The 9,367-nt window shown below is 47.3% G+C and carries 7 protein-coding genes and 1 pseudogene; 1 reads left to right on the forward strand and 7 read right to left on the reverse strand.

The genetic code is table 11. From position 1 onward, the window contains the following. Both WBM30_RS10340 and trpX read right to left on the reverse strand, forming a co-directional pair. Positions 1-137 (reverse strand): annotated as a pseudogene (locus WBM30_RS10340) (ABC transporter permease); the annotation flags it as partial. A 5-nt stretch (positions 138-142) separates the two neighbouring features. Then, the gene (gene trpX / locus WBM30_RS10345) at positions 143-1,186 is read right to left on the reverse strand and encodes a tryptophan ABC transporter substrate-binding protein (protein ID WP_424900640.1); all 1,044 of its coding nucleotides are present in this window, start codon (positions 1,184-1,186) and stop codon (positions 143-145) included. A gap of 1,882 nt (positions 1,187-3,068) precedes the next feature. Between trpX and WBM30_RS10350 the strand changes: the two genes are divergently transcribed. Continuing rightward, on the forward strand, positions 3,069-4,772 hold the full coding sequence (locus tag WBM30_RS10350) for an NFACT RNA binding domain-containing protein (RefSeq protein WP_424900641.1): 1,704 nt from the start codon (positions 3,069-3,071) through the stop codon (positions 4,770-4,772). A gap of 160 nt (positions 4,773-4,932) precedes the next feature. Here the strand turns inward: WBM30_RS10350 and rpoN are convergent, their stop codons facing one another. The 5 genes from rpoN to WBM30_RS10375 all read right to left on the reverse strand — a co-directional run. Then, positions 4,933-6,258: an RNA polymerase factor sigma-54 gene (rpoN, locus tag WBM30_RS10355; RefSeq protein ID WP_424900642.1), complete on the reverse strand. Its 1,326-nt coding sequence runs from the start codon at positions 6,256-6,258 to the stop codon at positions 4,933-4,935. A gap of 154 nt (positions 6,259-6,412) precedes the next feature. Continuing rightward, positions 6,413-7,045 (reverse strand): orotate phosphoribosyltransferase, encoded by a 633-nt coding sequence (gene pyrE / locus WBM30_RS10360; RefSeq protein ID WP_424900643.1) that lies wholly within the window; start codon positions 7,043-7,045, stop codon positions 6,413-6,415. A gap of 1 nt (position 7,046) precedes the next feature. Then, positions 7,047-7,760 carry an orotidine-5'-phosphate decarboxylase gene (pyrF, locus tag WBM30_RS10365; RefSeq protein WP_424900644.1) on the reverse strand — a complete coding sequence of 238 codons (714 nt, stop codon included), beginning with the start codon at positions 7,758-7,760 and terminating at the stop codon, positions 7,047-7,049. Then, positions 7,750-8,679 carry a dihydroorotate dehydrogenase gene (locus WBM30_RS10370; RefSeq protein ID WP_086941438.1) on the reverse strand — a complete coding sequence of 310 codons (930 nt, stop codon included), beginning with the start codon at positions 8,677-8,679 and terminating at the stop codon, positions 7,750-7,752. The genes pyrF and WBM30_RS10370 overlap by 11 nt, the downstream gene beginning before the upstream one ends. Then, the coding region (locus WBM30_RS10375) for a dihydroorotate dehydrogenase electron transfer subunit (protein ID WP_424900645.1) at positions 8,676-9,367 on the reverse strand (692 nt) is incomplete at its 5' end. The genes WBM30_RS10370 and WBM30_RS10375, both read right to left, overlap by 4 nt.

Raw genomic sequence — 9,367 nt, forward strand, 5'->3', positions numbered from 1 at the left:
GCCACAGCCGCACCGAGGGGAAACGCACCCTCGGTTGTCATGTCGGCCAAATCCAAAATACGGAAACTTACAAATAAACCCAGTGCCAGAATACTCCAGAGCAACCCTTGGGAGACGGCGGAAATAATCATGTTCATTAAAGTTACTCTCCTTCTCCTACAAAGATGGCATTCTGTGCGATATCATCGGGAATCGTGATGCCCAATTGATCGGCTTTTGCTCGGTTGATGACCAGTTGGATACCCGTCGCGTATTGTACAGGGTAAGTAGCGGGATCGGCTCCAGCCAGTATATCAGCCGCCACCGCACCAGTTTGGGTCCCTAATGCATATTGATTCAAACCGATTGTCGCTAATCCGCCTTCTTCAACCATTGTGTCCACAGCCGGGAATACAGGAATATTGTAAGCATCCGCAACCGGGATCAATGTCGCCAAACCACTTGCGATAGTATTGTCTGTCGGTACGTAGATAGCATCCACTTCAGAAGCAAGGCTTTCAGCGACTTGCGCGATATCGTTCGTGGAAGTGACTGTTTTTGTGATTGTTTTCAGGCCTAATGAAGCGGCAATTTCCTCAGCCTCTTTAGCGGAGCTGATTGAATTATCCTCTGCTGATGAGTAAAGGATACCGATCGTTTTGGCATCAGGAAGCAATTGTTGAATCAAAACAAACTGATCGCGGGCCGGGGTCTTGTCGCTGACGCCTGTGATGTTGCCGCCCGGTTTTTCCATTGAATCCACAAGATTAGCAGCGACCGGGTCCGTGATGGCTCCCAAAATGATCGGAATATCGCTGGATGCATTCGCCAAGGCTTGTGCTGCAGGGGTAGCGATGCCGATCATGATGTCCGCGTCATTCGAAACGAATCGCTCCGCTATTGATTGCATATTGGACTGATCGCCTTGCGCATTTTGGAAATCGATTGTTGCTGTTTCGCCGTCCACATAGCCGGCTTCTTCTAATTGGTCGATAATGCCTTCCCCAATCTGATCGAGTGCCGGATGGGTCGTCAATTGCATGATGCCGATGTAAGGCAAATCCGGATTGATGCTGTCGGTGGAGCTTGCAGCGGAACCATCCGAAGAGGTGTCCGTATCATTGGTATTCGAATTGCCGCATGCCATCAATACTGTCGCTGCCATTAGGGTCAAGATACTTGCGCGTGCTCTGAATAATTTTTTCATTTCTGATTCCTCCAATTTTTCTGCTTCTTATTTTGTAAAAAGGTGATAAAAAAGCCGCCATCTGAACCAAGTATGGCGGCTGAATACAGAAAACGCCACACAGACCGATATTGTCTATGTGGCGGCTTAAATATCTTTAGTAATCCACATAGATACTGTTCAGATGTTTCATCTGAGGCTGTATCTACGGACAATCAATACGTCACAAAGAACAACCTACTCCACGTGGCTTTGCCAATCGAAAAAATTCACTTTGGAAACGCGAGTAAATGTTGACATAAATGATTGCTCCTCTATATGATTGATAATTTAATAGTAACCAATGCGAAAAACAAAGTCAAGAGTAGGATTAGAAAAAGATGAGGTATTCTCATATTACTTACCGTTTCCATTCCGCAAAACAAAAAGCATGATCCAGAAACCACCCTGTGATCATGCTTTTTTCCTTTGATTGACCCAAAAAAACTTCGGGGGAAGTTCAAGTTGGCTTTTGAAATGATTTCACCTTTTTCGCGTGTACGTGTAATCGAAGGGTGCTGAATAAGGGATGGATATGCATTGAATAATGGCAGTATAAGTTTGCTGATGAAGAATCGAGCAAAACACCATACCTTGCAATCTTGTTGATTCATCCATTACGTACTCCATCCCCCCAAGGTTATCCTCATCACCATGCCCAGTAATGAGATTTTTAATAAGCGACAAGCCCCAAGTTCAGTTGTCGCGATGGATTCAGTTTGGATATCACAATCCTTTTCTTCTGCAACACCGCATGAAGTAAAGTTGATGACTTTCTGTTAGTGGTCATGAAGGAACAGCAGGCCCCCATTATGATGGGCTCCAATCACAGTGGTGCTGACATTCAATAACACACGATGACAAGCAAGTCGCAACCGCTTCCATGTTTCGATTACTTTCTTAGTATAAGTCACCGTCGTTTTAAAAGCAACATTTTTATGTAAAATTGTTATCTTATTTATTTCCGAGTGCAAAAATCCATGTAATCCCCGTCCTAAAATAATTTCCAGTCGTGTAAATTGATGGAATGAACTTTCCGAATCGTTCAACCAGGATCCAAGGATAAAACACCGAAAATACCTATGTATAAGCATTTCATCATACTATCTTTACACTCTGTTCACGAGGGCTTTACATTTTTTGAATGAGATATCCGACACAAATTGCATTGTTGTTTATTAAAAATTAGCAAACTCTGAAAATTAAATATAATATCACTATGTTGACTGTTCACTTGGGAAACTAACAGTATTTTGTTTTCATCCACCTCCCTCCCGAATTTTGAATGTCCATAAAACGAATAACTCCCCTTGCCTTTCAGGACATCGGACCGTCTGCATGGTGCTCCGAAAGAAACTCGAAGGAGCAATCATCGAAGAGATTCACTAATTAGGCAATGACCGGATTGTCATTTTCTCTTTTCGGAACTTCGATGAACTTGGCGACCAGCAGCAACTGGAGCCCCTCATCGAATTGATACTATTCTCGTTTAAATACACTTTATAGTTGTCGCATTTTTTAGCAATCACTCGTTTGGAACATGTGTTTATTTATAAATCTACTTATTTTGGAAAAATAAAAGTATAAACCCGAATATTTTCGCATATTTCTTCTTTTTTCTGATATTATCCGAGTTGCCAAAACTTATGTTTGTGTATTTTGTTCGTTGTTAGGGTTGAATGTTGCCTTCTTGCATGCTGTTTTGGATATCTGTCATCCGGTGAATGACAATATAGGTGCATACCAAGTGCGCCTTCCCTTATGGTTTACACCAAAATATGACACAAAGAAGAAACACGCCAGACGCCGGAGATGATATGGTATAATGAGAGGCGTATATTGACATGTACTAGGAGGTGTTCTCATGTCTTTTGATGGTGTATTTACACGTGCCATGGTCAAGGAATTGAACCGCGACCTTGAAAACGGCAGGATCAGTAAGGTCTATCAGCCGTTTCAACACGAAATTATTCTTACCATACGAGCCAATCGGAAAAACAAACGGGTATTGCTGTCAGCTCACCCATCCTACGCTCGGATACAAGTAATCAATGATAACTTATCCAACCCCGATTCAGCGCCCAATTTCTGTATGGTGTTGCGCAAAAATCTGGAGGGTGCCTACATCGAAGACATCAAACAATTGGGCAACGACCGGATCATCATTTTCTCATTCCGGAATTTCGATGAACTCGGCGACCAGCGCCAGATGGAATTGATCATCGAATTGATGGGTCGCCACAGCAACATCTTCCTGATCGATAAGCAAACCAGGATGATCATCGATTGCCTGAAGCATGTGCCGTTTTACCAAAACAGTTTCCGGCCGCTGCATCCAGGCGTCGCCTATCAGTTGCCGCCCCATCAGGACAAAGCGAACCCTTTTGAGATGGAAAAGGAAGAACTGGCATCTGTCGCAGCCACATTCAGCGATGAATTACCGCTGTTCAAATCATTGCAAGGAGCTTTTCAGGGCTTGGGCAGCGATTCCGCAATGGAAATCAGCTACTATACGGAGCAGGATGGATTGTCTGCAGCGGATGCGATTCTCGCATTTAAACAACAGCTGGACACAGCTATCCCTACATTGACCGAGGAATCCGCAAAGAAACAACATTTTACCCCCTTCCCGTTCCGGAGTCTTCCGGGAGAGAAAAGGCATTACGACAGCCTCAGCGAATTGTTGGACGCCTACTATGATGAAAAAGCATCCCGGGACCGCATCAACCAAGTGGCTTCCGAACTGCTCCATATCGTCAACACGGAACGCAAGAAGAATCAGCTGAAGCTGAAGAAGCTGGACCAGACGCTGTTGGAGACGGAAAAAGCTGATGTCTACCGGATCAAGGGTGAGATCTTGACGGCCTATCTGCATCAAATGAAAAAAGGCGATATGGAAGTGACGCTCAACAACTTCTACGATGATGAGAATCCGATCACGATTGCTTTGAATCCAGCGCTGACCCCTTCCCAGAATGCCCAAAAATACTTTTCCAAATATCAGAAGCTCACCACTGCCGTCGCATACGTGAATGAGCAGGTCGAACATACCCATGCGGAGAACGAATATTTGGAATCCATCGAAACGCTGATCCAACTCTCCGACCCGCAGGACTTGGAGGACATTAAGGACGAGCTGCGCGAATCCGGATATTTGAAGAAAAAGTACAAAGGTAAACAGAAAAAGCACAAAATCAGCAAGCCCCACAAATTCCTGTCATCTGACGGCACGACCATCCTGATCGGAAAGAACAATGTCCAGAACGACCAGCTGACGCTGAAGACGGCAAAAAAATCGGATATTTGGCTGCATACGAAAAACATACCCGGTTCGCATGTTATCATCGAAAGCAATCACCCTTCCGAGGAGACGCTCTTTGAAGCAGCGACCTTGGCCGCCTATTATTCCAAGTTCCAGAATTCTTCGAACGTCCCTGTCGACTACGTTGCGGTCAAGAACATCCGCAAACCAAACGGCGCGAAACCCGGCTTCGTCATCTACGAAGGGCAAAAAACCCTTTATGTGACGCCGGATAAGGAACTGGTCCGGACGCTGAAGGCCGATTGAGAGCAGGTTACCGTTGCATCGCAAAATCGATAATACAAAGTCCGCTTCTCCTAAAGCATACGAAGAGGCCCGAGAAATATTTCTCGGGCCTCTTCGTATGCCTACGCGATTGTTCGTATTTGTGCTGTGCGTCTTGTTAACCACTCACCGATCGACATAATTATGGCCTTTTTCTTTTCGAACTGGAGGGAATGCCCAAACCCATGCGGTATTTCGCCACCGTCCTGCGGGAGATGTCGATTCCCTGCGCGGTGAAATGATCGGCAATCACCTGGTCGGAAACCGGCTTTGCCTTTTCTTCGCGGCCGATTATTTCTTTTATTTCGGTTTCGATGACGATGGATGAGATGGCTATCTGATCCCCGTCATCCTCTTTCATAAAGCCGCTCCGGAAGAAAAAGCGCAATTCAAAGATGCCTTTCGGGGTCGCCATGTATTTATCGTTCACGACCCGGCTCACCGTCGAAATACTCAGATCCGTTATTTTGGCGATGTTTTTCATCGTCATGGGCTTCATCGATGAGGCTTTTTCCAAGAAATAATCCGCCTGCAGCTGCAGGATGGCTTCCGTTATTTTGATGACGTTCTGTGTCCGTTGGAGAACACACTGCTGAATCCAGGATATTTCTTTCTTTTTTTCTTCCAGATAACGTTTCATATCTTTATCCGCCAACGCCAGCAATTCGCTGTAATAGTCTTCGTTGAACGCGACCGATGGCAGGCCGCTTTGATTGAACGAGACGTCCAGTGTATTGTCCTCTGCTATGACGACATAGATGTCCGGTTCGATGAAGACCGTCTCCTCGAATGTGGTTTCCCACTGCAGCTTCGTCTTCAACTTGCTCATGAAGGTGATGATTTCGATCAGTTCGTCATGGTCGATCTCTTCGGCGTCCATAATCGAATCCAAACGATAGGAAGACAGCTCCTTGAAATAATTTTCCAGTATGTAGTAGGCCAGTGGGGGCGACTGTTCGTCCCTTTCGGTCTGCAGCATCAGAAACTCCTGCAGGTCGCGGGCGCCAACACCGGGAGGATCCAACTGCTGCAGGAGCGTCAAGGCATCCAACACTTCCGTTTCCTCGGCCGCAGTTGCCTCCGCAACCTCTTCCAGCTTGATATCCAAATAGCCGTCATCCGTCACATATCGGATGAGGAACAGCACCAGCTGCCTGAGCGATGTGTTTTTCATGTTCAAATAAATCTGCTCATGCAGAAAATCATAGAGCGACTGATTCTTGCTTTCCATACGCTCATACCAGGGCGTCTGATTATCCGCCGTGTAAACATTGGAGACTGCCACCGCGCCCGTGTCCGATGCCCGCTTTTTGATGTCCATCAACGGATTCCCCAAAGCCTGGTCCTCTATGTAGCTTGAAAGTTCCGACATGGGCATCTGTAGAATGTGCAATGCCTGACGCAGCTGCTGCGTCATCCGGATCGATTGCTGCTGCGTTTGCTTCAGTTGGAATTCCTGCCTCGCCATCACTATCACCTCTTCTCGTCTCTGACTAAAAACATATGGAACCAGTATACCACCATTAGAGCGCTTACTTGCAAATAATTAATGAGAAAACCCGACAAACAAGATTCCAGATCTTGTTTGTCGGGTTTAACATGACAACTATTTGGACGTGGGCTTAACCCTTGAACCAGTTCTCAGGGTCTTTGCTCCAGTCTTTCAATAACTCCAATTCTGCTTCGGAGATGTAGTTTGTTTCATGGGCAACTTCCAGCAGTGTGCTGTAGTTGGACAACGTGTCGATCGCAAGACCGGCATCGGCGAAATTTTTCGTTCCTTTAGCCAATCCGTAAGTGAAGATCGCGACGCAACCCAATACGTTTGCGCCTTCCAGTTCAGCTGCTTTGGAAGCTTCGATGACGCTGCCGCCTGTGGAGATCAAGTCTTCGACTACGACCATTTTTTGACCTTCAGTAATTTTACCTTCGATTTTGCGGCCTGTTCCATGGTCTTTCGCTTTGCTGCGGATGTAGACCATCGGCAAGTCCAAAATGTCAGCAATCCAAGCTGCGTGCGGGATGCCTGCAGTCGCAGTTCCGGCAATCACTTCTGCATCCGGGTATTTTTCTTTGATCAGATCAGCCAAGCCTTGCGCAATTTGTTTGCGCACTGCCGGGAAGCTCATTGTCACGCGGTTATCGCAATAGATTGGGCTTCTCAAGCCGGATGCCCAAGTAAAAGGGTCTTGCGGGCTTAAGCTCACTGCTTTGATGTCCAATAATGATTTTGCTACTTCTTTTGCTATCGTCATTTTATTCCGCTCCATTCCATTGGTTCTTGATTTCGTGATAGACTGCAACGGGATCCGCTGCTTGGGTGATCGGTCGACCGACTACGATGAAGGTTGAGCCGATTTCTCTTGCGCGGCCTGGTGTAGCGACACGCTTCTGATCCCCAACTGCACTGCCTGCCGGGCGGATACCCGGTGTCAAACAGATGAAGTCCTCATTCGTGTGGTCCTTGATCATGCGCGCTTCCCATGCGGAACATACGACGCCATCGAGTCCGGATTTGCAGGTCAGGTCTGCGTAATGCAGAACGCTCTCCTGCAGGCTGACTTTGATCAGTTGTTCCGACTGCATCGCTTCTTCGGAAGTGGAAGTCAATTGTGTGACCGCGATCAGCTTCGGAACGGCGCTTCCTGCCGGCGTACCAGCGATCAAGCCGTCTTTAGCGGCTTTCATCATTTCCGAACCGCCAGCTGCATGGACATTAACCATATCGATATCCAATGCGGCCAAGCCTTTCATGGCGCGGTGAACGGTGTTCGGAATGTCATGCAATTTCAGGTCCAGGAAGATTTCGTGGCCCATTTCCTTGATCTTTTTCACGATTTCCGCTCCGTGTTGGTAATACAATTCCATACCCACTTTTACATAAAGCGACTCATCTTTGAATAGTAGAAGGAAGTTCTTTATTTCTTCGCTCGTTGAAAAGTCCAACGCGATTATCGGTTTATCGTTCATTGAGGATGCCTTCTCTCACTTCATTGATTAATTCCTGCAGGCTGTTGATGCCCAGTTCGTCCATGCGTTGCGGAAGCTGTTCAATCAGTTTCGGGCAAACGAACGGATCGGTGAAATTGGCCATGCCGACGCCGACTGCGCTTGCTCCAGCCATGAACATTTCCAGCACATCATCCACCGTATAGACGCCGCCCATCCCGATGATTGGAATATTGACTGCCCGTGCCACTTGATAGATCATACGGATCGCAACCGGTTTGATGGCAGGACCAGAAAGACCGCCCGTTTTGTTGGCGATAATCGGTTTGCGCGTGTGCAGATCGATGCGCATGCCCACCAAAGTGTTGATCATTGAAATGCCATCCGCCCCGGCTGCTTCAACCGCTTTTGCGATTTCGACGATATCCGTAACGTTCGGTGACAATTTGACATAAACCGGAACGGTTGCGCCTTCTTTCGCCGCACGCGTTACGGCAGCTGCCATCTCCGGATCGGTTCCGAATTGCAGGCCGCCTTTGTGGACATTCGGGCAAGAAATATTCAATTCGATCGCTTTGACGTTCGGCGATTGGGAAACGGCTTTGCAGACTTGGTAATAATCATCGACTGTGTTTCCGGCGACGTTCGAAATCAAAGGCACATCGTATTTCTCAAGCGCTGTGTGCTTCTGTGCAACAACAACCTCTACACCAGGATTCTGCAATCCGATGGCATTCAGCATGCCGGATGGCGTTTCTGCCAAACGTGGCGTAGGATTGCCTCTGCGGGGCTCCAGCGTCGTCGCTTTCGTCATGATGGCGCCCAATAGGCTCAAGTCGTAAAACTTGCCGTAATCCTCGCCGAAGCCGAAACATCCGCTGGCAGGAATGATTGGATTTTTTAATTCCAAACCGGGTAAACTGACTGCTAATCGATTCATAATACTATCTCCTCTGCTCTGAAGACCGGTCCTTCGACACAGACTCTGAAATTATCGTAAGCTGATGTGCTGTCTTTCTTGTCGCAGACGCAACCGTAACAGGCGCCGATACCGCAGGCCATGCGCTCTTCCAGCGAAAGGTAGGTACGGCTTGGATCGAATGTCTTTGATACTGCTACCAATAAGCCTTTCGGACCGCAGGCGAAGACTGCATCCGGAACGAAGCCGTCCAGCTCATCGAAGTATTGTGTAACGAAGCCTTGCTTGCCGTAGCTGCCGTCATCTGTCGCGATGTTCACTCTGCCGAATGCTGCAAATTCTTCCTCATAGAATACTTCTTCTTTGTTTTTGAAACCGAAGCAGTTTACAACATTGATGCCTTTCGCATGCAATTGTTTCGCTAATTCATAAAGCGGAGGAACGCCGATGCCCCCTCCGATCAGCAAAGCATTTTGGCCTTCCGAGAGCATATCAGTCGGATACCCGTTGCCCAATGGTCCTAGGATGTCCAATTCGTCGCCTGCTGTAAGCTTGCTGATGATAGTGGTGCCTTTTCCTTCGGTACGGTAGATAATGACGCATTCTTCCTTCTCGGCATCGATTGAAGCGATGCTGATTGGGCGTCTCAAAAGCAGTTCATCCCCTGGGACACGGATATGCAAAAACTGATCCGGTGCGCCCATTTCGT

Origin of the sequence: Trichococcus sp. (assembly GCF_049684335.1) — a bacterium.
Taxonomy (GTDB): domain Bacteria; phylum Bacillota; class Bacilli; order Lactobacillales; family Aerococcaceae; genus Trichococcus.